The sequence below is a fragment of the Alkalimonas collagenimarina genome (assembly GCF_030717845.1).
GTDB lineage: Bacteria > Pseudomonadota > Gammaproteobacteria > Enterobacterales > Alteromonadaceae > Alkalimonas > Alkalimonas collagenimarina.
Map to the genome: position 1 here is coordinate 1 of NZ_JAUZVZ010000018.1, position 23,829 is coordinate 23,829.

The following is a 23,829-nucleotide window of genomic DNA, read 5'->3' on the forward strand; positions in this document are numbered from 1 at the left end:
GGTGATCTGTTGCTGCAAAGCGATTTGCACGCCGGCTTTGCTGCACTCTTGCTGCAACATCTCGACAATATCTTTGGCGCTTTCATCGCAAAACAACTGGCCGAGTGTTTTCTCGTGGTAGGGGATCTGATACTGCTGCACCAGAGCAATAAAATCCCACTGGGTATAACGACTGAGCGCCGATTTGCAAAAGTGCGGGTTCTGCGATAAAAAATTCTCCGGGCTGGCGTACATGTTGGTGAAGTTACAGCGGCCGCCGCCAGACATCAGGATCTTACGACCGACTCGTTTGCCATTATCGAGTACCAGCACCTTGCGGCCACGCTTACCGGCCTCGATAGCGCACATTAAACCGGCCGCTCCAGCGCCAATGACGATGACATCCCACTGCTGCATGTTATGTCCGCTCTTTTGGTGTGAGTAACTGCTGCTGATAGCCGTGCTTAAGTGCATCCCAATCGGCTGGCTGCCAGTGAAATACCGCTAATTTGCCCAGCTCCTTGTTAAAAGAGCGCAATAAGCGCGCTAAGTTTTGCACGGTCCACTCGCCGGGCTGTCGACGCTCGCACTTATCAAAGTCGATCAGCCACACTTTGCCACTGGCATCGAGCATAATGTTGCGGCAATTCAGATCCGAGTGATACACACCCAGTTGATGCATCCGGGCGATAGCGGCGCCGACCGCATGCCACTCACTCGCATTCATCGCCCGCTGCTGCAAAATGGCAGCCAGATCCTTACTCTCCGGGATCAGTTCAATCAGCAAGTCCGCACGGTAAATCAAGCCGCTACGCTGATATCGAGCAGCTACCGGCCTGGGGACAGCTAAGCCTTGGCTTCGCATCCAGCTTAATAACTGATATTCCTGCATGGCCCGGCTTTGTGCCACCGGCTGCAGCCAGAACTGGTCATGCAGCACCTTACCAATTAAGCCGCCGCGGTAATAATGCCTCAACACCAGTTTATGCTCGCCATATTGGACAAAATAAGCGGTATTCCGGCCGGTTGAACTGCCAATTACCGCTTGCTGTTGTTGCCACCACTGGCTTTGAAAGTGTTGTGGCATGACCTCAGTAAAAAAATCCGGGTCAAACCAGTAGCTGGCACCGTTTTGCTCACGTACTTGATACGCAGCGGGCTCTTCGGCGTGATGGGCGGTACTTTCTGGTGAAGCGTTTGTTGGTGTAGGCTTTGCTGGCATAGCTGCTCCTGAAAATAATGTATCTATTGCAGCCACTGTGTGCGCGGTTGCGCCCTGCTGCTGTAAGAAAAAGCTCTGTGCCCGCTGCCCCTGAGCCTGGCGGGCATCGGCGTTGTTCAATAAACGGCGGCTATTGTCCAATAACTCATGGCTATCTGCTACCACACTGACCGCCTGCTGTTGCTGCAATTGCCGATAAGCTTCTTTAAAATTAAATAGATGCGGCCCAGTTTGTACCGCTTTGGCAAAACAAATGGCTTCCAGTGGATTGTGGCCGCCACGTTCGATTAAACTGCCGCCAATAAAGACCAGATCGGCCAATTGATACCAAACCAGTAACTCGCCCATGGAATCGCCCAGGGCAATATCTGCGGTTATTTCTGCTGAGGTTGTGGTTGATTCTGCGGACTCACTTTGCTCTACAGTGACACTGCTTCGCCGCCATAAACTGAGACCCGCTTCTTTAACCAGCTCAGCTACTTTGTCGAAACGCTCCGGATGGCGCGGCACCAAGAACAACACTAACGAAGGAAATTGTGGTTTTAATTGCCGATAAAGCGTCAGAAGCTGCTCATCCTCACCGGCATGAGTGCTGGCCGCCACCCACACCAAACGCTTGGCAACCATCGGTTGAAAGTGCGCAACCATGCTGGCGGTAGTGGCCGGAATGTCCAGTTCAAACTTTACATTACCGCTGACCTGTAAGGTACCAGCATAACCAAGGGCACGAAAGCGCTGGCTGCTGGCTCTATCTTGCGTGAGCAACAGATTGATATTTCGCAGTAGTGGCTTGGTCATGGCAGCAAAACGGCGATAGCCTTTGGCAGAGCGTGCCGATAAACGCGCATTCACCACTGCGACCGGAATCGCTTGTTTGGCACAAGCATGCAGTAGATTAGGCCATAATTCGGTTTCCATAATAACCAGCAGCTCTGGTCGCAGCAGCGTTAAAAAACGTCTCACAGCTCCCGGGTAATCCAACGGCAAATAACAATGCTGCACGCTGGTACCCAAACGGCTTTGAATCGTAGCAGACCCTGTAGGTGTGGTGCAGGTGACCGTAATGGCTTTATCAGGATACTGCTGCTGCAACTGCTGAATCAGTGGTGTAGCTGCAATCACTTCACCTACGGACACTGCATGCACCACGATACCGCCAGGTTTCAGTGACTTAGCAGAAAGCCGAAAGCCAAAACGCTCCGTTAAACGCTGCCGATAGGCTGAGTCTTTGCGTGAGCGCCATAAGAAATAAAGCACAACAAAAGGCAGTGCTACATAGAGCATTAATGAATAAAAAATAACAGTCAACGAGGTTAATCACCCAAAACTTTGTGCAATCAGGCTATCAGCAGCAGACTTTAGCCACAACTGCAATTAGTATAACATGCATCATTATCTGGTGCTGCCTGATGCTGCGCCCCCCCACTGAATTAAGAACTCCGCCCATGAAAATTGTCCACATTATCCTGACTCATAGTTTTGCCGGTAGCGAACGTCACGCCGTCGAGCTGGCGAATTTACAAGCCGAGCAGCACGATGTCACAATGATTTTGCATCAGCGCGGCTGTGAACAACGGCCTGATGCCATTGCCCATCGCTTATCAGCAAAGGTCAAAGTTGACATCGTTCGCGGCTGGACACCATGGGCGATTTGGCAGTGCCGCCAGCGCTTACGTCAACTGGCGCCAGATGTAGCGCATGCTCATCTAAGTGCGGCCTGTCGAGCTCTGCATGGTGTTGCCGGGCTCTGCCTGCGCGTCGCAACCTTGCATATTCATTATAAAAAACAGCAACACCGCGCACTGGATGCTTTGATTGCAATTGCCCCCTGGCAGTTGGATGCTATTCCAGAACCATTGCGCTCCAACAGCAGGCAGATTGATAACTGGTCATTACCGACACCAGCCGACCCGGACGCCAGAACTCGGTTGCGCCAGCAGTATAACATCGCTGAGGATGCTATCGTGTTTGGGGCTTTGGGACGGGTCGAGCACAGCAAAGGGCATGACGTTTTGATCGAGGCGTTTCAGCAGGCAAAAATCCCGAACAGTCGGCTGGTGATTGTTGGGCAGGGCAAGAGCTGGCAACAGATACGGCAGCAGACCCCCGCTGACATCATTATGCCGGGTTTTAGCGATGAACCACAAAACTGGTTACGCTGTTTCGATCTCTTTGTCAGTACGGCTCGCACCGAGCCCTTTGGGCTGGTATTTTTGGAGGCAATGCATGCAGGCTTGCCTATTCTTGCTACAGCATCGGAGGGGGCCAGTTATTTGCAGCCCTGCATTGCCCGGCCATTAACCCCTATTGATGACCCTCAGGCCTTGGCTCAGGCAATGCGAGAGCATGCCACAGCTCCACGCCAACAATACCCGATGGATCGCTTTTTACCAGCAGCCAAAGCAGACGAAGTCCTGGCGTTCTATCAACAACAATTAGCAAAAAGCCGCATATAGCGGCTTAAAGGTACCAGAAAAATGCTTTGTTTCAGCTGGCTTAGTTGAAGCCAGCTGAGTCTTAGCCTACCGCCACAGATCGGCCACCCATTGCACTGGCAGTACACGGCGATACCACTTACCGCTGACACCAGCAATTACATCCGGTGGATTAGGCTTGCCATGGAACACCACGATTTTAGCGCCCTCGGGTATAGCTGCGGGTTTAAACCAACTCATAATGCCTTTCGCCATGCAGTGGCGCTTAAAGCTAACGCACCACTCTGCTGGCCAGTACTGCAACTTACCCTGCTGAGCTAAGTTCTGAGTCACAAACTCCTGTTCGTTACGTACCTTGGCTAGCTCACGGTCTTTGTGGTTTTTCAATAGCTCAATCAAATCACTATGCGCGCCAATCTCGTAGCGATACACCGATGTATTGCCAGTGGCGTCGGATTTATCCCACTCTTTGATGACAAAAAACTCGCCTTTTGGCTGAAAAAAGCAGTCGATGTTATCGACTATCACCACATCCAAGTCCAGAAACAGCGTCGGACCTGTCAAGTCATACAGCGGGTCGGCAAAGCTGGTTACTTTCAACCAGCCATGGCCAAAACTCCAGGGCAGGCGCTCATCAAAATCTTTGAAGCCCACCATTGGGATCTCTTTCACTTCTACCGCAGGGTCGATGTCGTGTGCATCATCGGTAAAACAAATAAAACGAAAAGGCAAAGTGATGTTGCGGCTGACCATTGAGTACAGCTTATTGACATAGCTGGCATCAAACTTGGTGCCCCATTTAATACAGATAATATTTACCGTTTGCATATCGCATTCCTGACCAGAGATAATGACGTCATCATACCAGCTCTGAATATGAAAAGAAAAAGGGTAAAGCAGCGGCTTTACCCTCGGAATAATAAAGCAAGTCTTATCTTACAGCGCTGCCAGTATCGTCTCTGCTTTGCTGGCTTCGAAGCTCTTGCCTTCTTCTACGTTCAAGACCGTGACCTTACCATCGTCAACAATCATGGCATAGCGCTTTGAGCGCACGCCACCAAAGTCGCCGGTATCCATGGTCAAGCCCAACGCTTTGTGGAAGGCTCCACCACCATCGGAAAGAAAACTAATTTCATCAGCATTCTGGGTTTCTGCCCAGGCACTCATGACAAAAGCATCATTCATTGAGGTACAGACAATCGTATCCACACCCTTCGCTTTGATCTCATCAGCCAAAGCAATGTAGCCTGGCAGGTGAGACTCGGAGCAGGTTGGGGTAAACGCCCCCGGCACCGCAAACAGCACCACTTTTTTACCGGCAAAAATATCCGCTGTGGTTGGGTTTTTCATGCCATCTGAACTTAACTGCTGAAAACTTACATCTGGTAACTTATCGCCAACGTTAATCATGATCCTATCCTTTTGGTTCTACTTCGTTTCACAGTGAGATCAGCATAACATACTGCCGTCCCTTGTTTGGTTCGTTCACCAACATTGCTGCTGATGAGGATAATGACTATAAAGCTGCGTTGATGTACACATCAAAACGGTTGTTCTTTCCTTTGACCATATGACTGGGTTTGGTTCCCGCCAAATGCTCAGCATAAGCCGGTCGCTTCACGACCACGCGCTTTGTCGCCAATGCCAGCGCAGGCTCAAGCAATTGATCCGCATCGGGGTCCTCGCCGACCACATCGTGAAAAGCGCGCATTTCTTTTTTGACCAGCGCCGACTTTTGCCGCTCGGGAAACATAGGGTCCAGATACACTACATCCACCGACTCGGATTGCTGCAAAGCGTCTAATGCTGAACTAAAGCGCAAACGCATTCGATCAGGCAACCATTCAGACAAGCCCGGATCAAGCCCCGCCCGCCGTAAACCATCAACCAATAGTGCCGCTACCATCGGGTTACGTTCGACCAGAGTGACATCGGCTCCGATACTCGCCAACACAAAACCATCGCGCCCCAGGCCGGCCGTCGCATCCAATACGGTAAGATCGCGCTTTTTATGCAGGCCAACCGCTTTGGCTATCGCCTCACTTTTCCCACCGCCATGCTGACGCCGGTAACTGCTGCTGCCGCTGGCGAAATCAACCAGAATATCGCTTTGCTTTATTAATTCAGTATGACGCAGCACCAGACGTTCCTCGTGCCAGCTTAGGTACCAGCCGACAGCTTTGTCACCAAGTGGCAAAGCAAAGCGTTGACTTAAGCTTTCAAGATAGGCCTGATCTACCGCATTTTGTGCAATGGCCGGTAACACAATCATCAGGACAGACTCCGCAAAAGCCTGCAGTGTAACGCCTGCAGCCAAAGAGCACCAGAGACCATCCGCTGTTACATGATCTCTTGCTTAGACGTGCCGGTCAATTTGCATTGTCCATCAACCAAACTGACTTGAGGCTCCGGCACAATGGCACAATCAGACATCCTGCCCAGACGAATGTTTTCAGCTTCCGCAGCTTTATTGTAGCTATTAATTTTTTGCTGAAGCACCGTTTCATTGCTGCTTTTTACCGAATAGGCAATGTATTCAGCCGGGCCTCCACAGGGTTTGTGACCAAAGCCAATCACACGGCATTGGCTAACATCATCGGCTTTAGCATCGCCAATCATCGCCATGATTTCGGACCGCATCTGTGACAAATCTGGATTCGCTTTCATTTGTCTGTCTCGCTCTCTGACTGCTGCTATGGGATTGGTTTGCGGATCGATGGGTTCAATCAGTGGTTCAGGTGCCACACGATCTGCACTCGCCTGGCCTTGTTGACAAGCAGCAAGCAAAACGACGAAACAACAGGCCATTAGCCTCGATAAAATTCGCATGATGTACTCCAAATAGTAGGGCACGCCCTAAGTGTAGACAACTTATCGAGTAAGCTGCCATTAAGCGGCCATTAAGCTAAACTGGTTAGACTTAAGGTGTTGAGCTTATGTTATAACAGGAAGCCTAAAATGAAACAAATGCTTTGGCTCAGTGTGATTTTTATAACACTAACCGTTACCGGCTGTGGTGCCATTCATACCTCGGTATCGAAACGAAACCTCGATGTGCAAACGCAGATGAGTTCCACTATTTTCTTGGATCCGGTCGAGCCTGAGCAGCGCACTATCTTTGTTGATATTCGTAATACCTCTGACAAACCTGAGTTTGATATCCGCCCGATGGTGGTTCAATCGCTGCAAAGCCGGGGCTATCGGGTGATTGACAGCCCATCGCAGGCGACTTACTGGCTGCAAGCCAACATCTTGCAAGTTGGGCGAACTAATGCCCGGGCTGCCAATAGTGCCATGAATGCAGGCTATGGCGCTGCCGGCGGTGCCGTACTTGGCCACACCGTTCACAGAGCCACCGGTGGGTCATCGGGCTCTGCCGCTACTGGAGCAGCCATCGCCGGAGCTGTCGCAGGAACGGTATTTGATGCTTTAATTGAAGATGTCTATTACAGCGTCATCACTGATATTCAAATCATGGAGCGCTTCGATGGCACTGTGCAAGAACGTTCGGAGCATTTATTAGTGCAAGGCGATAGCGGCAGTACTACTTCCAGCTTTCAGCGCCAGAGTGATCAACGCCGTTATCAAAGCCGGGTGATTAGCTATGCCAACCAATCCAACCTGAAATGGGACGACGCAGCGCCGGAGCTGCAAATGGGATTAGTCCGGTCGTTAGCAGGCCTGTTTTAAGCATGATCCTACGCTGGTTTGCACTGGCTGTTGCACTGTGGCTAAGTGGTTGCAGTGCCATACATACCTCCATCGTCAAAGGCGATTTGGATGTGCAAACCCGTATGAGTCAAACCATCTATTTAGACCCGGTCGACCCTGAACAACGCACTGTCTTTCTCGACATTCGCCAAACCGCCGCCGAATTTCAACACCCTATCGGGCAGGCCGTCGCTGAACTGCTTCTTCAACGCGGTTATCAAGTGATTGACAGCCCGGCGATGGCTCAGTATTGGTTGCAGGTCAATGTTCGGACCGTGCTCAAACAATCACCAGAAAAGGTGCTGGCTCAACCTGAATACGACATGAGCGAACACGACATTGCGGTGCTGATGAATCCTGCACTCGCTGCGCTGCCGCCGCCACTACCCGATGAAGCGAAAGCAAAACAAGAGCGTCGTCGTAGCCGCTCAGGTTCAAGCAACGTATATGTAGGGTATTCCAGTGGTCGTAATGTCAGCAGCAAAGAATTGCGTAATACGTTGTTTGCTCTCGCAGTCATAGCAGGTGCCGAGTATGCCGGCCGTCAAATGGTACAAGATGTCTATTACACCATGGTGACCGATATTCAGGTGGCAGAAAAGCTGCCACTCGAGGAAGAGCAGCAGGTACTTGAGCAAAGTGCCCACCTGCTGTTGCAAGGAGATAGCGGCTCGACTGAACAGCTATGGCAACGCACTCTGGACCGACGCAAATATCAGGCACGTATCGTCAGCTTTGCCAATCAGGCCAATCTGGATTGGCAAGAGGCCGAGCCTGCTTTGCAGCTCGGCCTGATGCGTTCACTAGCCGGTATTTTTTAGTAAAGCGTTTTTTAAGCGCTTATCCCCATATGCCGCAGCAAAGCTTCATTGGATGGCTCCCGGCCACGGAAGCCTTTAAATAGCTCCATTGGCTCGGCACTGCCGCCACGTTCTAAAATCCATTGCAGAAAATCACGGCCAGTATCGGCATTAAAGACACCCTCTTCTTCAAAGCGGCTAAAGGCGTCTGACGACAAGACTTCTGCCCATAAGTAGCTGTAATAGCCAGCCGCATAGCCACCAGCGAAAATATGACCAAACCCATGCTGGAAACGATTGAATCGCGGCGGTACGATCACGGCAACCTGCGCTCGAACCTCATCCAACAATTGCTGCACCCGGCCACCCAAGGCAGGGTCGTACTCAGCATGCAAACGGAAATCAAACAGCGCAAACTCAAGCTGTCGTACTAAGAACATCGCCGATTGAAAGTTTTTCGCCGCCAGCATTTTATCCAATAAATCCTGTGGCAACGTTTCTCCGGTTTGATAATGACCGGAGAGTATGGCTAACGCTTCGGGCTGCCAACACCAATTTTCCAAAAATTGACTGGGGAGCTCCACCGCATCCCAAGCCACCCCATTGATACCCGCCACTGCCGCGGCATCTACTTGCGTTAGCATATGATGCAGGCCATGACCGAACTCATGAAACAAGGTCACCACTTCGTCATGCGTAAACAACGCAGGCTTGCCACCAACCGGTTTGTTGAAATTACAGGTTAAATACGCAACCGGGGTTTCCAGCTCGCCAGAGGGCAGTAATCGGCGGCCTCGACAATCGTCCATCCAGGCACCACCACGCTTTTTCGCCCGGGCGTATAAATCCAGATAGAAACTGCCGCGTAATTCGCCTTTGGCATCAAAAATATCATAAAACCGTACATCTGAATGCCAGACATCCACCCCTTCGCGCGGTTTGACCTGCATGCCAAACAGTTTTTCTACCACGGCAAATAAACCGGGCACCACCTTGGTTTCCGGGAAGTAAGGCCGTAACTGCTCATCCGAGATAGCGTACTTGGCTTGTTTCAGCTTTTCAGCGTAATAGCCAATATCCCATGCTTCCAACTCGTGTTGGTTGAACTCTTGCTGTACAAAGTGTTTTAACTCCGTCAAATCCTGCTCCGCCTGCGGCTTGGCCCGTGCGGCTAAGTCTTGCAAAAAATCCAGTACTTGAGCCGGGCTTTCTGCCATCTTAGTCGCCAGGGATTCATCTGCTGCACTGGCAAAGTCCAATAGCTGCGCCAACTCATGTCGCAGCGCCAGCGTCTCATCAATAATGGCCGAGTTATCAAACTGACCGGCTGTTGGCCCTTGATCAGAAGCACGAGTACAGTATGCGCTGTACAGCTCTTGCCGCAATGCCCGGTCATCCGCATACGTCATTACCGCCAGATAGCTGGGAAACTCCAAGGTGATGACCCAGCCTTCCAGCTCGCGACTTTTTGCTTCTTCTGCCGCGGCTAATTTGGCATCTTCCGTCAAACCGGCCAATGCCGACTCATCGGTAATATGCTTAAACCAAGCTTGCGTTGCATCTAGGGTATGGTTGGAAAAACTGGATGCCAAATCAGATAAGCGGCTTTGGATCTCGCCATAACGCTGCTTTTTCTCCGCCGGTAAACCAATGCCGGACAATTTAAAATCGCGTAGCGCGTTTTGAATGACTTTTTGCTGCGCAGTCGTCAGGTCAGCATATTCATCGCTGGCGGCTAAGGTCCGATACGCTTGATACAAGCCCTCATGCTGCCCCAACCAGGTACTGAACTCAGATAACAATGGCAAGCAGGCTTCATAAGCTTCACGCAACTCAGGGCTATTCATCACTGAGTTTAAGTGCGATACCGGTGACCACAACTTACCTAACCGATCCGTATCTTGCTCCAGCCGCTCAACCAGACTGGCCCAGCTGACATCCGTTTGTTGCACCACGTCTTCTACGGCAGCTCTGGCGCTGGCGATCGCGGCTTCAACCGCAGGTTTCACCTGCTCAGGTTTGATGTCGGAAAACGGGGGTAAATCCGTGAAGGTCAGTAATGGGTTGTTGATCATGGTCATAACGTATCCTGTGAACGCGAGGTTTTATTCATTGTATGTTGGGATACATGGCCTGGTTCTCAAGGTATTTATACTGAAGTGATCCGGGTATATTACCAATACGCCTTGTGATTGGCTTAGTGCAGCCTTATATAAAAGATATTCTACTTAATAAACAGGCAACTTTATGACTCGGCATTTTGATTATCTGTCCATCGGTGCTGGCAGTGGTGGTATCGCGTCGGCCAACAGGGCCGCTATGCGTGGTGCTAAAGCAGCAGTAATAGAAGCAAAAGCCGTCGGCGGTACTTGTGTCAACGTCGGCTGTGTACCTAAAAAAGTAATGTGGTACGGCGCTCATGTTGCTGAAGCCATCAAATACAGCAGTGCCTATGGTTTTCAACTGGAGCAACAGGGCTTTCAGTGGAAGACGCTGGTACAAAACCGCCAAGCTTACATTGAGCGTATTCACGGCGGCTATCAACGTGGCTTTGCCAGCAACGGTGTCGAGTTTATTGAAGGCTTTGCCCGCTTTGTCAATGCCAATACCGTGGAAGTGAATGGCGAACTTATCACAGCTGATCACATTACTATTGCCGTTGGCGGGCGCCCTAGCCGGCCCGATATTCCGGGCGCTGAACTTGGCATCGACTCCGATGGATTTTTTGCCTTAACTGAGCAGCCGCAAAAAGCAGTCGTGGTCGGTGCTGGCTACATTGCCGTGGAAATTGCCGGCGTCTTGCATGCCCTGGGCAGCGATACCCACCTGCTGATCCGTAAAGACCGGCCACTGCGCGACTTTGACAGCGATATCACCGATGCTCTGTTGCAGCGCATGCAACAGGATGAGCTGCAGCTGCATACCCACACCAACGTCACTAAAGTAGAGCAAGCTGTCGATGGCAAGCTGACCATCAGCTGCGAAGATGGCAGTATGTTATTTAATGTCGACTGTCTGATCTGGGGCATAGGCCGCGAACCAGCTACCGATAACCTTAATCTGGCAGCGGCTGGTGTCATCACCGATAAAGATGGTTTCATTCGCACTGATCGCTACCAGAATACCAATGTGAAAGGTATTTATGCAGTCGGAGATATTACCGGTGAAGCCCAGCTGACTCCGGTAGCCATTAAAGCGGGCCGCATGCTGGCCGAACGTTTATTTAACCCAGCTCTGCCCGATGCCCACATGGATTACAGCTTGATCCCAACCGTGGTGTTCAGTCACCCACCGATCGGCACTTTGGGGCTAACCGAAGACGAGGCCATCGACAAGTACGGTAAGGATGGCATTACGGTGTATCGCTCCAGCTTCGCCGCCATGTACAACGCCATCACGCCACACCGGGCCATGAGTACCTTTAAACTGATTTGCGCTGGCGATGACGAAAAAGTCATCGGCCTGCATGGCATTGGTGAAGGTATGGATGAAGTATTGCAAGGCTTCGCCGTCGCCATGAAAATGGGCGCCACCAAAGCTGATTTTGATGCCACGGTCGCGTTACACCCGACCAGCGCCGAGGAGTTTGTTACGCTGAGGTAGTGAATAGTTAGTTGGGTACAGACAGGACTGGCTGATGCGTACTTTGATTACATTGTTACTGTATCTGGTGGCAGGCTATGTTGTGATATGCCTGCTATTGTACCTGCTGCAGCGCCAGCTGATTTATTTTCCGGTGCCGGCTGCCTTTCCGCCGGACAACCCGCTGATCTTACAACAAGGTGAGCATCAGGTTCTGGTGAGTCATCGGCCTCGCCAGAGCGAGCAGGCGTTGTTGTACTTTGGTGGCAATGCCGAAGATACCAGTGTCAGTCTGTCGGAGTTCAGCGCAGAATTTCCAGAGCATGCCATTTATCTGATGCATTACCGTGGTTATGCAGGCAGCGATGGAAAACCCTCCGAGCAGGCGCTGGTCAGTGATGCCCTGGCTTTGTTTGATCAGGTCAGCCAGCAGCACAGCGATATCATCGTGATAGGCCGTAGTCTGGGCTCTGGTGTGGCCGTGCAATTGGCGGCTCAGCGCCCGGTGCAGCAACTGGTGTTGATCACGCCCTTTGATAGCCTAACCGCACTGGCCAGTCAGCAGTTCCCACTTTTCCCTGTGCGCTTGTTATTGAAAGATCGTTATGATTCCGCCAGATCGGCCGCCAAAATCCATACTCCAACCTTATTGCTGGTAGCCCGCGAGGATGAAATCATCGGTCGTGAGCGAAGCGAAGCATTGTATAACGCGTTTCCAAAAGGCTCCGTTCGTATGGTACATTTTAATGGTAATCACAATAGTTACCTACCCGCCCATCAGCTACATGATCTAATTGCGCGGCCAAAGCATGAATGAGCGTTCTTTTGTAAATTATTAACTGGTTTCATTGCGGATGTTGTTAATTTTTTGCATTTGACAAGTCTGACTTAGCCTTTAGAATAGGCGGAATTATCACAAAAATTTAAATTGAAATGACCAACTCACTCGCTATTTCTCCGCAAGAGCGTGCCTATCTGGCCCAGGAAGATCTCGAAAGTTTCTGGTACAGCAGGTTGCAGAAAAAAGATCCTGTTGCCCGCATTGGCTATGCTATCTGGGTAAAAGATGTTGATGACTTAAAGCATGCTATTACTACTGGTGATCCTGTCTATTGGAATCAGCGCGGCTTTGCCTACTGGGAACTGATGGCCCGCTCCACCGTAGTCAACCTGGCGGTAGGCCTGCAAAAAGGCGGGTTTCGGGGAACTGTCGGAGAAACTCGACAACAAATCAAACGGGTTGGCCTTCGTGTAGCAGACTGGCATGCACAGTATGTTCATAACGATTACCAAGACCAAATAGGCCAGGTTCCCGGACTACTTAGCCTGAAGCAAATGGCAGATTACCATCATCGTGCTTTTCAGGAATTCAACATTCCACCCAGTTACTACGGCGGCACCTGGTTTGGTTCCATTCCGGAGACTATTCAATTTGAGACTTATGGCCATTTATATTGCCACGACTGCGACAGCAGTGAAGGCTACCAGGGTGTTCGTCCGTGAAAAAAATACTATTTATATTTACTGGCAGCCTTATTGCTCTGCTTGCCTACGCTTTTTCAGGCAACAGTACTGACAAAGCGCCCCAAGTTTTTTGTCCGCCGAAAGATTTCGTCGTCAATCTAAATATTCCACCCGAGGCATACACGGATAAAAATTTTGATGTGTCTGATGATGAAGAACTGGCACTGCTGATGTTTCCACCAGAATACGTTGCCGAATCAATCGAGAATTACCAACCCTATTTGGAATCTACGCGCACCGGCAGGCTTCGCGCCCCTTTGCATGTCAATGTACGGAAGTCTTCACATTTTAATTGGCATATAAATCCAGACCATGCCAGAGCCCTTCCTCATGGCCCAGATTTATATACAGACACCGATGAAGAGGAGTTTGGTTGGCGAGTCAGTAGTTTTGATGGTGAGCAGTTCCACCCATGGGGAAGGTGTAGTGATGACTTTAACGGCAGTCTGAGCTGCTTTCGTGACTTAAAGGTTGGCAAGCTCTGGTTAAAATATGTGGTGCAGGCTGAAAATATTGCTTATTACCCTGAGATTGATGCCTTTCTGACAGAGCATGTCACTGCCTGGCGGTGCGATTCAAAACAATAATTTCGTTGACGATGCAAGCGTGCTGGCGGGCACAACAGTTACTTGCCCGCCAGTCAGATTAAAGCGCAGCTTTAGCCCGCTTCCGGATAATCAAACACCCAGTTGATAAAGAGCTCAGTGCCAATACGAAGTGCACTTTCATCGGCATAGAAAAACGGTGAATGATTAGCTGGAGCTTTGGCTGGATCTTGCCCCTCTGGTGTTACACCCAAAAAGACAAACATGCCCGGCACTTCAAGTGCGTAAAATGAAAAATCTTCGGCACCAGTCACCAGTGGGCTTTCATGCACCATGGTTTCGCCAGCCACACGTTGAGTCGTAGGTAGCATTTTCGCGACCAGCTCTGGGCTGTTGATGGTGACTGGGTACCCTTCATCAATTGTAACCTCTGCCGTTGCTCCGGTAACATGGGCTGATGCTTCTGCGGCTTGAGTCAATTGACGGAAAATTTGCTGGCGAATATCCATATCAAAGTTACGGATGGTGCCTTCGAGGTATACTTCGTCCGGAATGATGTTATTGCGAACCCCGCCCTCGACAATGCCAAAACTAACCACAGCAGGCGCTTTGGTAATATTGATCTGCCGACTAACAATGGTTTGCACATTATTAATGATTTGCGCTGCGGCAACGATAGGATCAACCCCTGCCCAAGGTGCAGAACCATGCGTTTGCCGGCCTTTCACCCGAATTTCAAATCGATCGGACGACGCCATTAAAGGTCCTTTACGGTAGCCAATAGTGCCGACCGGTGCTTGGCCCCAAACATGAATACCAAACACAGCGTCAGGTTTATGCTCGGCAAATAAGCCTTCTTTTAGCATCAGCTCAGCACCGCCTTCTTCACCGGGAGGCGCCCCCTCTTCCGCTGGCTGGAAAATAAACATCACCGTACCCGCTATCTGCTCACGATGTTGTGCCAAATACTCAGCGGCCCCCATCAGCATGGCCACATGCAAATCATGGCCGCACGCATGCATCACCCCGACCTCATTGCCACGGTACTCGCCAATGACGGTAGAACGAAAAGGAACATCGGTTTGCTCAGTCACCGGCAAAGCGTCCATGTCAGCCCGCAGTGCAATCAAAGGGCCGGGCTTACCGCCCTGCAGCATACCCACAACACCCGTATGAGCAATTTCCGTCTGCACCTCGATACCAAGGCCTCGCAGATGCTCTGCCACTAAAGCCGAGGTGCGAAACTCACGGTTGCTCAATTCAGGATGCTGATGAATGTCGCGCCGCCAGGCGATCACCTTCTGTTCCAGTTCTTCATCAATAGTTAGGTTATGGTGTTCTGCCAGAACAACCGGGCTGGCAAGCAGGCCAAAGCTAAACAGTAGAGATGCCGTGATAACACGCAACATAATCGTATCCTTCTTCGTCGTAATACTTAAGCTTAGCAGTGAAATCATTCTTCCTGCTGCTTTTCCAAACCTTCTTTGATCATACTTTCGGATGATTGCGTCGGTAACATCACCGTTGCACTGGCCCGACGCTGCTGTTGACGACGATCAAAGAAGCGCATATACAATGCCATGCAAGCTACCATACTGGGGATCAGAGCAATAAACCAGAAAAATGCTTGAGTGCCAAAGTGTTGCATCAACACCCCGGAGATTAATAAACCGCAAATGGCGCCTTGACCGTTGGCTCGTACCAGTACGCTACTGGCACCGACCATCTGTTCTTTGTTCAAATAATCATTGGTATGCGCCACCACCATAGAGAATATGGGCAAGAATACAGCGCCGAACACAAAGTAACTGGCATACAGCAGCAGGATATCTTCTGCCGTCAATTGAGAAATCCATAACGCCATGGCGCAGGAGGCAAATGCACAGCCACTGATCACCAATCGGCGATCGAAACGGTCCGATAACTTACCCAGTTGGAACTGACAACACAACGAGCCAAAGATCAAAATAGCGACCAGATTAGCAATTTGAGTCAGCTCCAAACCTAAGCGGGAAAAATACACTGGCCCTAAACCAAACAAGGAGGCATAAGCAAATTGCATGAGGAAGCAACCAATGACCCCCATCGGAGCAATACGCAACAATTCACTGGCTCGCATTCGCGTGGGCTGACCAAAGCCAGGGGCCGGTGTCTGAGTGATCAACAACGGGATCACGGCAGCACTGATTAAAATGGATACCAGAGTAAACTGCAGGAAGTCACGCGGATCGCCGATATACAAGAGGAACTGCCCCAAACCAATACCGCCAAACAGCATCATCACATAAAGCGACATCAACTTGCCGCGATTTTGGTTGGTCGCCCCTGCATTAATCCAGCTCTCTGCGATCACAAAAATAGCAGAGAAACAAAAACCTGAAATCATCCGAAGCACAAACCAAGCCGCAGTATTGACCCAAATGGCATGGACCAAAATACTGATCGATGCCAATGCTGCCAATGCTGCAAAAGCACGGATGTGACCGACGCGGTGGATCATTTTGGGTGCCCGAATAGCGCCCAGTAAAAACCCGATGAAATAACCCGCTAAAATCATCCCGGTACTGCCACTGCTAAAGCCTTCCATTTCGGCGCGGATAGACAACAAGGTATTTTGTAGCCCGGTGGTCATGCCAACAATACACATGCCAAGCAACAGCGGCCAGATGGTGCGGATCATCGAAAACAAAGAAGTATCCTTTTTAAAGTCGGCTTAGAAGCTTGCACTAAAGCTCTGAAGTTCAATAAGATTAGCAAAGTAAGTCCCTTCAGGCCAGTACCTGCTTTATACACAAGGGAGTACACAAAAGGCACACTGGTGTTCTTTTCCTGTCTGTGGCAGGCTGCGCTGTAACCAAGGAGTAAAGCATATCATGAATCGACTTTCCCACCTTTTGATCGTTGTCAGTATTGGCCTATTTGCAGCAGCCTGCTCAGACCCCGAAAGCAGCACAGAAACCGCCAAACAAGATCCTTTTGCACACCTCACCGCAGAAGAGCAAGAAACCTTCCGGCAGGGGCAAGCTCGTGCACACAGTTGCGCGGCCTGTCATGGGCCTATGGGCATTTCCCGTAACCGGATGTACCCAAGTATTGCAGGCCTTACCGAAGCCGAGCTCAAGCAAGCGCTGCTGGACTATCGCAGTGGCGAGCGAACCAACCCGCTGATGTCGCCTCAGGCCCGAGGTTTATCCGATGAAGATATAGAATTACTGGCGGCTTACTATCCATTGCTTTCTACTGCACGTTAATGGGTAGCAGATAACAATTTGCTACATTATTTTTGCTCAATATAGATAATATGTAATGATAGCTGGTATTATTTTTTAAATCTGTTTGTTCAGAGGCCGTGATGCATTACTTCTTACGTTTATCTTTACTTGTTTCTGCATGCTTGCTCATTGCTTGTGGTGGCAGTGACGGCCCGTTAACCAGCAATCCAATACCTACGCCACCACCGGTAGCGGAAACCCCTTTTACAGTTGAAGCTGCAGGCCTTGAAGAACGCATTATTGAACGGCTGTACCAGCATGAACATTACCTGTTTGCTTTGACAGATAATGGCCTGTATCGCTCAGGCTTAACTGCGGAAACATGGCAGCTTATCGGCTTTGCCGATATGCAGGTACTCGATCTTAGCTTGATCAACGATCATCACTTCATGGCCGCGGTAAGGCATGATGACAACGACGGTTACCCTGTTCACAGCTTGTTTGAGTCGACTGATGCGGGCCAAAGCTGGCACGAAATAAAACATAATTTTGGCGGTACCGAAACTGAAGGTATCTATGCACTAGCTTATCAACCCGAACAGCATCTGCTCTATGGCAGTGGTTTAGATGTGGTTGCGGTATCATCTAACTTTGGCATGAGCTGGCAGGTTTTGTACGGGGATTGGCATACCTTTGGGCAGCCGAATAGAGCACTTGCCATTAACTCAGAGCTACAAGAGGTCTGGTCTGGGGGACAAGGGGCGACTGAAAACCCATTGCTGTATCAATACAAGCTTGAACAGAACAGCTTGCATACCCATCATCAGCGGATGCATGAAATACTCACCAGCGGCGATGCCGACCTCTCGCCAGTAGCCATGCAATCGATTCGCTTTGGTGTACAAAACCCGGAGCATATTTATGCCAGTGGCGAAGGTGGTATCGCTTTTAGCTCTGATAACGGCCTCAGCTGGGTCAATTTGATGGGCGATGTGGACTCCCGCTTTTACTTCGATGTGATTCTGGATCCAACCGTCGAGTCGCGCTTGTTCACCGCAGGTTGGGATAAAAATTTCGACTCGCCACAACCACTGATTCTGGAGTGGTCGAAAGACAATGGCCAGAGTTGGGAACAATTCACCTACCCTAATACTGCTGTATTTGGCGGGGTAAGGAGTATGTTAGCACTGCAACACAATCAGCAACTGGTGCTTTATTTTGGTTTGTACCGTGGTGGCGTGATGAAAGTTACCCCCAACTTCTAAAGCTCGACGGCTACCCATCGATAGCAAACACCATGTAAACACATGGTGTTTTCGATTAACACCACTTTAAGACCGCTCAGCAGCTTTGACAGCTGACAGACACTTTGCCAAGATAACCACACTAAAAACATACTTTGGAACGAATATGTTGCCTCGTGCCTCATTTATCTTCTCACTGCTGCTAGGCAGTTGGCTGCTTAGTGCCTGCGCACCTGAGCCTGTGGTTGATAGTACTCATCTTGGCGCCGATCAAGGCGATAGCTATCAGCTGGCGCAGCAACAACGCCGTGCCAGTTTAACTGTGCTGTATGTGCCAGCTGAAGGTTTTGCCTACTATGATGCTGCCGGTGAACTCACCGGTGTCAGTGTCGATATTATGCATGATTTCGTCCGTTGGGCGGGGCAACACCATCAACTGCAATTAGAGCTAAACTTTGTTGCAGAAACGGACTGGCAGCACTTTTATCAGCGTATTATGCATGCTGAAGGAGGCGTCTTTGGCCTGGGTAATGTCACCATCACCGAAGCGCGCAAACAAGAGCTGCAATTTTCCCCGCCTTACATGAATAATGTGGCGGCCCTGATCAGCCATCAGGACGTGCCAGAGCTAACCGATTGGCAACAGTTCAACCATCATTTTGCTGAATTATCACCGCTGGCCTTTACTGGCACCTTGCACGAAGTTCGTATTCGTCGACTGCGCGATCAGCATCAGCCAGGAGAAGCCATTCAACGCGCAAGTTCCAATCCAGAGCTGTTGGAGTTAGTCGCTAGTGGCGATTATTACAGCTATGTAGATGCTTACAATTACTGGCGGGCACGTCAGGCCGGTATGCCGTTACGCGATCACCCCATGGCGGCGGAAACCGATGAAACCTTCGGTTTTATCATGCCGCATAGCAACGACTGGGCACAATTTATGCTCGCTTTCTTCGCTGCCGATGGTGGTTATCGCCAAACGGAAAGTTATCACCAGATCATGCATCGTCACCTTGGACCTGAGCTGGCTGAACTGCTGCTGTCCAACGCACCCTGACTTTTTACTGAGCCTGCCCGCAGGCTCAGTCACTTTATTTTTTTCGTTCAGGAGTACCACTCAATGACCCCCTTGCTACGATTGACTGCTTTATGGCTATTTTGCCTCTGGCTGCCACTGGCTCAGGCCGAATTACCCCACTTTAGTGCCGAAGATATTTTCCAGCTAGAACATGCCAGTGACGTGCAGATTTCTCCCGATGGCCAGCACATTGTTTATGTGCGTAATAGCAACAACATCAAGCAAGACAATACCTTGCAACGGTTATGGCTGGTCGACACCAGCACGGGTCAGCAATGGCCTTTACTGGATGGTGAATATCAACAGAGACAGCCACGCTGGTCGCCAGATAGCAATCGCATCGCTTTTATTTCCGATAGCAGCGGTAGTACACAGATCCATGTCCACTGGTTGCAGCAACGTCGCACCAGCCGCATCAGTAATCTGGAGCAAAGCCCATCACAATTGTCGTGGTCACCAGATGGTCAGCATCTGGCTTTTTTGATGGATGTCGCGGCGGAACCCTCCGATTTTGCTCGCAGTGTCTATCGCCCCACCCCACCCAAAGGTGCAGAGTGGGCCGAGCAGCCAACTATTATCGAGCGCACCTACTACCAACAAGATGGACGCGGTCTTCTTACTTCCAGCTATGCCCAAATCTTTGTGTTACCGGCAGATGGCGGTACGGCCCGACAGTTAACCAGCGGCGACTATATGCATCGCGGCCCACTCAGCTGGACGCCAGATAACCTCAGCCTGGTGTTTTCAGGGAATCGCTCAGCGGATTGGGAATACCATCCGCGTCAATCCGACTTATATCAAGTCGCCGTGCAAAGTGGCGAGGTGAAAGAGTTACTCAGCGGCCCAGGCCAGCATTATCATCCAACATTCTCCCCCGATGGGCTGCAGTTGGCTTTCTTGCATGCCTCAGCTGAGCCGGTTGCTTATCGTAATAGCAAACTGAATGTACTGGATATGCGCAGTAAAAAGGTTGAGCCATTACTAGCAGAGCTGGATCGTTCGGTAGAAACTCCCGTATGGCAGGATAACAACCATCTGGTATTTAAATACGAAGACCGGGGTCTTAGCAAGGTCGCGCGTGTTACCTTGCGAAATCGTATGGCCGATCTGGTGGCTGACCTATCTGGCGCCAACTCAGGTCGCCCCTATTTAAGCGGCATGTTTAGCCTGTCGGACAAAGGTCAACTCGCCTACACCAGAGGCTCTGCCTCACGTTTAGCAGATGTGGCCATGTGGCAGCACGGTCAGGTCCGCAACCTAACGGCTTTAAATGACGACCTGCTGGCCCAACGTCAACTTGGCGAGGTGCATGAGTTTACGTACCGCTCCTCACTGGATGATGAAGAAATCCATGGCTGGTACATCACCCCACCTGGCTTTGATGCCAGCCAGAAATACCCACTGATCCTGGAAATTCACGGCGGCCCGCACCTGCCGTATGGTCCCCATTTTTCGGCGGAGTTACAACGCTATGCCGCTGAAGGCTATGTGGTGTTCTACAACAACTACCGTGGCAGCATTTCCTACGGCGAGCGTTTTGCGCTGTTGCTGCAAAATAAATACTCCTCGCCCGATGATTTTGCCGACCATATGTCCGGTGTGGATGCGATGATCGCCAAGGGCTTTATTGATGAAAACAATCTCTTTATTGCAGGTGGTTCGGCTGGCGGCATTGCCACAGCCTATGCCATTGGTTTGACGGACCGCTTTAATGCCGCCGCTGCAACCAATCCAGTGATCAATTGGGTCAGCAAAGTGTTGACCGCCGATAGCTACATGGGGCAAATCCAGAACCAATTCCCTGGCATGCCATGGGATCACCATGAACATTACTGGCAGCGGTCGCCTCTATCTTTGGTCGGTAATGTGACGACACCCACCTTACTCTTTACCGGAGAATTAGACCGTCGCACGCCGATGGCTGAGACAGAGCAGTTTTATCAAGCGCTAAAATTACGTCAGGTCGATACGGTCATGGTGCGGGTGCCAGGCGCTTTCCATGGCGTGTCCAACCGGCCCACCCGGATGATTGCAAAAACCGAACATGCGCTGGCTTGGTTCGCCCGCTACAGGAAAGAGTAATTGGGGGATCTGGATACGGCTTAGTGGTGCTGATGCAGCATTAGTGTAGCCTTGCAGAATAGGCTACACTGTTCCTTTATCTCATTGACAGGAAAAAGAATTGGCCAAACTACGGCAAAATATCTGGTTTCTTTTTGCCCTGCTTTTTCTCGGCAGTTCCGTCCTGTTGCTGTTTTTTCTGCACCAACGCTGGCAGTTGGTAGTACAAGAGCATAGCCAGCTGCAACAAACCCAAGTGCAACAACTGAGTTCCTCGGTGCAGTCACTGCTTTCAGTACAGCAAGTACTGGCCGACCTGTACCATGATCAATTGGTGCAGTTGGTTCAAGCCGAATCCTTGGATATGACACGGGGGACCAGCCTGCTTGATCATTTAATGCAGAACAACCGCTATGCCACCGCCTATGCTGTGTCGCAACTAGATGGCAACATATTACTCGTTAGCTCCAATCGAACCACTGCTGAACTGGGTAACCTGCGCCAGCTTAATCCCGAGCTATTTGATCGCGCTTTACAGTCCAAGCGTCTGGTACTCGGTCAAACCTACTACATTCCAAGCATGGATATGTGGACAATACCGGTCCGTAATGTGCTGCATACAATCGATGACCAACCCATTGCCATGATGGCGTTGGGCGTGTCATTAAAACAGGATTTAAATGCTTTCGTCTCACCCTTGCTGCTGCCCAAAGACAATCATCTGGCACTGATTCGCCAGCAAGATGGCTTTTACCAGTTTATTGCCGGCTCAGGCTCCGCCATCGCGCAGCGTTATGAAGCGCCAGTAGCGCTCTCCGTTTTGCAAGAATTGCAGTACCAGCTGAAGCACAGTACCAACCTGAGTCTGCAGCAACTTCGTCAAACTGAAGATATTCATAGTGTTGTACTCTCAACATCAAGTGGTAAGGTGCAGGCCGTTTTACGGTATTTGCCAGAGTATCAGCTCTGGGCGGTATCCAAGCTGCATACCCGAGTGATCCAACAGGCGTTTTGGCGCGATATCTGGCGTTATCTTGCTGTCTTTGTTTTAAGTCAGTTGCTGCTGTTTTTGCTGGTTCGCACCATTGCTCAGGCCGAGCGCTCCCGCCGGGTTGAACTATTGTTTGAAGCAACCCATGATCAACTGACTGGCCTTCCAAACCGGAACTACATTCGCCAATACAGAAGTAAGTTACTCGGTGAGAAGGCCAAAGGCTGTTATCTGCTGTTTCTCGACTTGGACAACTTCAAAACCATCAACGACTCGTTCGGCCACGAACTGGGCGACGCCGTGCTGCGAGAGGTGGCCCGCCGTATTCAGGAACAGGCGAGTAGCGCCAACTCCATTGTACGCCATGGTGGCGATGAATTTTTAATTTTCCAGCCCGGCCGCTCAGAACAAGAAGCCGTGCAATTAGCCAACCAGTTGATCGAGCACCTATCCAGCCCTTATCTAGTAAATAAATTGCATTTTGTATTGGGTGCCAGCATCGGCATTGCGCACTACCCCAGTCATGTCCATCAGCTGGACGATTTGATCCGGGCGGCGGATGTCGCCATGTATGAAGCCAAAAAAACCAAAAATAATGTCTTTTTGTATAGCAAACAGCTTGATGAACAGTATCAGCGACGCTTTTCAATTGAGCAGCGTCTGCGCACGGCGATTGAGCAACAACACTTATTTATGGTGTACCAACCTCAACTTGATGCCAATAACCAGTTGTATGGCGTTGAAGCCTTAGTTCGCTGGCAGGATCCTGCCGATGGTTTTATCCCACCGGATCAATTTATTCCAGTGGCCGAGAAAAGTGGCCAAATGCCACTACTGGGTCAGTTTATTATGCAGCAGGCATTCACAGAGATCCGAACCATGCAGCAACAGCTCGGACAAAGTTTCCAGCTGTCGCTCAATATCTCAGTCCGTCAGCTACTGCAAGCCGATTTTTTAACCCAACTTAGCCAGCACATTCAGCAATCAGGCCTATCAGCTACACAGCTCACTATCGAACTGACCGAAAGTATTCTGATCGAAGATCATGAGCACATCTGTCAACTGCTCAACAACATCAAGCAGTTGGGTTGTAAAATTTCAATGGATGACTTTGGCACCGGCTACTCCTCATTAAGTATGCTACGCACCTTGCCAGTGGATGAACTGAAAATTGATAAAAGCTTTGTCGACTGCATTCAGGATGACGAAACCTGCCGCAACATGACCGCCAGCATCATTGCTATCGGTCAGCGCATGAAGCTCATCACCATTGCCGAGGGGGTAGAGCATGATTACGAGCGGGATTTGTTAGTGCAAATGGGCTGCCAGCATTTTCAAGGGTACTTTTTTGCCAAACCAATGCCTGCCTCCGCACTAAAATCCTATCTCGAGTCATTGCCCATCAGCCAGTGAGCCATCACAGCAAAACTTAATCTAGCACAATA

At 50.4% G+C, this 23,829-nt stretch carries 21 protein-coding genes; 12 read left to right on the forward strand and 9 right to left on the reverse strand.

What is annotated here, in order from left to right; genetic code table 11:
* Window positions 1–396: FAD-dependent oxidoreductase (locus Q3O60_RS12390; RefSeq protein ID WP_305894258.1), on the reverse strand; the 396-nt coding region annotated here is incomplete at its 3' end.
* A gap of 1 nt (window position 397) precedes the next feature.
* The gene (gene waaA, locus Q3O60_RS12395; protein WP_305894259.1) at window positions 398–2,509 is read right to left on the reverse strand and encodes a lipid IV(A) 3-deoxy-D-manno-octulosonic acid transferase; all 2,112 of its coding nucleotides are present in this window, start codon (window positions 2,507–2,509) and stop codon (window positions 398–400) included.
* A gap of 137 nt (window positions 2,510–2,646) precedes the next feature.
* On the opposite strand from waaA, the gene Q3O60_RS12400 reads away from it, so the two are divergent.
* Complete coding sequence (locus Q3O60_RS12400; protein WP_305894260.1) at window positions 2,647–3,657, forward strand: glycosyltransferase; 1,011 nt, start codon at window positions 2,647–2,649, stop codon at window positions 3,655–3,657.
* Window positions 3,658–3,723: 66 nt separating this feature from the next.
* Here Q3O60_RS12400 and Q3O60_RS12405 read toward each other — a convergent pair whose 3' ends face one another.
* The 4 genes from Q3O60_RS12405 to Q3O60_RS12420 form a co-directional block, all read right to left on the reverse strand.
* Window positions 3,724–4,464 (reverse strand): glycosyltransferase, encoded by a 741-nt coding sequence (locus tag Q3O60_RS12405; RefSeq protein WP_305894261.1) that lies wholly within the window; start codon window positions 4,462–4,464, stop codon window positions 3,724–3,726.
* Window positions 4,465–4,572: 108 nt separating this feature from the next.
* Window positions 4,573–5,046: a peroxiredoxin gene (locus tag Q3O60_RS12410; RefSeq protein WP_305894262.1), complete on the reverse strand. Its 474-nt coding sequence runs from the start codon at window positions 5,044–5,046 to the stop codon at window positions 4,573–4,575.
* A 106-nt stretch (window positions 5,047–5,152) separates the two neighbouring features.
* Window positions 5,153–5,908, reverse strand: coding sequence for a class I SAM-dependent methyltransferase (locus Q3O60_RS12415; protein WP_305894263.1), 756 nt, complete (start codon window positions 5,906–5,908; stop codon window positions 5,153–5,155).
* Between the two features lie 68 nt (window positions 5,909–5,976).
* Window positions 5,977–6,465 (reverse strand): hypothetical protein, encoded by a 489-nt coding sequence (locus tag Q3O60_RS12420; RefSeq protein WP_305894264.1) that lies wholly within the window; start codon window positions 6,463–6,465, stop codon window positions 5,977–5,979.
* 129 nt (window positions 6,466–6,594) lie between these two features.
* Between Q3O60_RS12420 and Q3O60_RS12425 the strand changes: the two genes are divergently transcribed.
* Window positions 6,595–7,326: a complement resistance protein TraT gene (locus tag Q3O60_RS12425; RefSeq protein ID WP_305894265.1), complete on the forward strand. Its 732-nt coding sequence runs from the start codon at window positions 6,595–6,597 to the stop codon at window positions 7,324–7,326.
* 2 nt (window positions 7,327–7,328) lie between these two features.
* Window positions 7,329–8,168 carry a complement resistance protein TraT gene (locus tag Q3O60_RS12430; RefSeq protein WP_305894266.1) on the forward strand — a complete coding sequence of 280 codons (840 nt, stop codon included), beginning with the start codon at window positions 7,329–7,331 and terminating at the stop codon, window positions 8,166–8,168.
* Window positions 8,169–8,179: 11 nt separating this feature from the next.
* Here the strand turns inward: Q3O60_RS12430 and prlC are convergent, their stop codons facing one another.
* Window positions 8,180–10,228, reverse strand: coding sequence for an oligopeptidase A (gene prlC, locus Q3O60_RS12435; protein WP_305894267.1), 2,049 nt, complete (start codon window positions 10,226–10,228; stop codon window positions 8,180–8,182).
* A 166-nt stretch (window positions 10,229–10,394) separates the two neighbouring features.
* On the opposite strand from prlC, the gene gorA reads away from it, so the two are divergent.
* From gorA to Q3O60_RS12455, 4 genes are all read left to right on the forward strand, one after another.
* Window positions 10,395–11,750 carry a glutathione-disulfide reductase gene (gene gorA, locus Q3O60_RS12440; RefSeq protein WP_305894268.1) on the forward strand — a complete coding sequence of 452 codons (1,356 nt, stop codon included), beginning with the start codon at window positions 10,395–10,397 and terminating at the stop codon, window positions 11,748–11,750.
* 34 nt (window positions 11,751–11,784) lie between these two features.
* Entirely contained in the window at window positions 11,785–12,546 is a 762-nt protein-coding gene (locus Q3O60_RS12445; RefSeq protein ID WP_305894269.1) for an alpha/beta hydrolase, read from the forward strand.
* A 116-nt stretch (window positions 12,547–12,662) separates the two neighbouring features.
* Window positions 12,663–13,232: a hypothetical protein gene (locus Q3O60_RS12450; RefSeq protein ID WP_305894270.1), complete on the forward strand. Its 570-nt coding sequence runs from the start codon at window positions 12,663–12,665 to the stop codon at window positions 13,230–13,232.
* Window positions 13,229–13,840 carry a hypothetical protein gene (locus Q3O60_RS12455; protein ID WP_305894271.1) on the forward strand — a complete coding sequence of 204 codons (612 nt, stop codon included), beginning with the start codon at window positions 13,229–13,231 and terminating at the stop codon, window positions 13,838–13,840. Before Q3O60_RS12450 ends, Q3O60_RS12455 begins: the two co-directional genes overlap by 4 nt.
* Window positions 13,841–13,911: 71 nt before the next feature.
* Here Q3O60_RS12455 and Q3O60_RS12460 read toward each other — a convergent pair whose 3' ends face one another.
* Together Q3O60_RS12460 and Q3O60_RS12465 are read right to left on the reverse strand one after the other, a co-directional pair.
* Window positions 13,912–15,207 carry an amidohydrolase gene (locus tag Q3O60_RS12460; RefSeq protein ID WP_369812669.1) on the reverse strand — a complete coding sequence of 432 codons (1,296 nt, stop codon included), beginning with the start codon at window positions 15,205–15,207 and terminating at the stop codon, window positions 13,912–13,914.
* Between the two features lie 44 nt (window positions 15,208–15,251).
* Entirely contained in the window at window positions 15,252–16,478 is a 1,227-nt protein-coding gene (locus tag Q3O60_RS12465) for an MFS transporter (RefSeq protein WP_305894326.1), read from the reverse strand.
* Between the two features lie 193 nt (window positions 16,479–16,671).
* On the opposite strand from Q3O60_RS12465, the gene Q3O60_RS12470 reads away from it, so the two are divergent.
* From Q3O60_RS12470 to Q3O60_RS12490, 5 genes are all read left to right on the forward strand, one after another.
* Window positions 16,672–17,049 (forward strand): c-type cytochrome, encoded by a 378-nt coding sequence (locus Q3O60_RS12470; protein ID WP_305894272.1) that lies wholly within the window; start codon window positions 16,672–16,674, stop codon window positions 17,047–17,049.
* Between the two features lie 101 nt (window positions 17,050–17,150).
* Complete coding sequence (locus Q3O60_RS12475) at window positions 17,151–18,275, forward strand: beta propeller repeat protein (protein ID WP_305894273.1); 1,125 nt, start codon at window positions 17,151–17,153, stop codon at window positions 18,273–18,275.
* A gap of 145 nt (window positions 18,276–18,420) precedes the next feature.
* A complete protein-coding gene (locus tag Q3O60_RS12480) occupies window positions 18,421–19,311 on the forward strand; it encodes a substrate-binding periplasmic protein (RefSeq protein WP_305894274.1) in 891 nt (296 codons plus the stop codon).
* Between the two features lie 63 nt (window positions 19,312–19,374).
* The gene (locus Q3O60_RS12485; RefSeq protein WP_305894275.1) at window positions 19,375–21,414 is read left to right on the forward strand and encodes a S9 family peptidase; all 2,040 of its coding nucleotides are present in this window, start codon (window positions 19,375–19,377) and stop codon (window positions 21,412–21,414) included.
* A 100-nt stretch (window positions 21,415–21,514) separates the two neighbouring features.
* Complete coding sequence (locus tag Q3O60_RS12490) at window positions 21,515–23,797, forward strand: putative bifunctional diguanylate cyclase/phosphodiesterase (protein WP_305894276.1); 2,283 nt, start codon at window positions 21,515–21,517, stop codon at window positions 23,795–23,797.
* Window positions 23,798–23,829 lie beyond the last annotated feature (32 nt).

Coding starts and splice junctions, on each gene's coding strand:
- Q3O60_RS12400 (WP_305894260.1), top strand. CDS start 2,647: ATGAAAATTGTCCACATTATCCTGACTCATAGTTTTGCCGGTAGCGAA.
- Q3O60_RS12405 (WP_305894261.1), bottom strand. CDS start 4,464: ATGCAAACGGTAAATATTATCTGTATTAAATGGGGCACCAAGTTTGAT.
- Q3O60_RS12410 (WP_305894262.1), bottom strand. CDS start 5,046: ATGATTAACGTTGGCGATAAGTTACCAGATGTAAGTTTTCAGCAGTTA.
- Q3O60_RS12415 (WP_305894263.1), bottom strand. CDS start 5,908: ATGATTGTGTTACCGGCCATTGCACAAAATGCGGTAGATCAGGCCTAT.
- Q3O60_RS12420 (WP_305894264.1), bottom strand. CDS start 6,465: ATGCGAATTTTATCGAGGCTAATGGCCTGTTGTTTCGTCGTTTTGCTT.
- Q3O60_RS12425 (WP_305894265.1), top strand. CDS start 6,595: ATGAAACAAATGCTTTGGCTCAGTGTGATTTTTATAACACTAACCGTT.
- Q3O60_RS12430 (WP_305894266.1), top strand. CDS start 7,329: ATGATCCTACGCTGGTTTGCACTGGCTGTTGCACTGTGGCTAAGTGGT.
- prlC (WP_305894267.1), bottom strand. CDS start 10,228: ATGACCATGATCAACAACCCATTACTGACCTTCACGGATTTACCCCCG.
- gorA (WP_305894268.1), top strand. CDS start 10,395: ATGACTCGGCATTTTGATTATCTGTCCATCGGTGCTGGCAGTGGTGGT.
- Q3O60_RS12445 (WP_305894269.1), top strand. CDS start 11,785: ATGCGTACTTTGATTACATTGTTACTGTATCTGGTGGCAGGCTATGTT.
- Q3O60_RS12450 (WP_305894270.1), top strand. CDS start 12,663: ATGACCAACTCACTCGCTATTTCTCCGCAAGAGCGTGCCTATCTGGCC.
- Q3O60_RS12460 (WP_369812669.1), bottom strand. CDS start 15,207: ATGTTGCGTGTTATCACGGCATCTCTACTGTTTAGCTTTGGCCTGCTT.
- Q3O60_RS12465 (WP_305894326.1), bottom strand. CDS start 16,478: ATGATCCGCACCATCTGGCCGCTGTTGCTTGGCATGTGTATTGTTGGC.
- Q3O60_RS12470 (WP_305894272.1), top strand. CDS start 16,672: ATGAATCGACTTTCCCACCTTTTGATCGTTGTCAGTATTGGCCTATTT.
- Q3O60_RS12475 (WP_305894273.1), top strand. CDS start 17,151: ATGCATTACTTCTTACGTTTATCTTTACTTGTTTCTGCATGCTTGCTC.
- Q3O60_RS12480 (WP_305894274.1), top strand. CDS start 18,421: ATGTTGCCTCGTGCCTCATTTATCTTCTCACTGCTGCTAGGCAGTTGG.
- Q3O60_RS12485 (WP_305894275.1), top strand. CDS start 19,375: ATGACCCCCTTGCTACGATTGACTGCTTTATGGCTATTTTGCCTCTGG.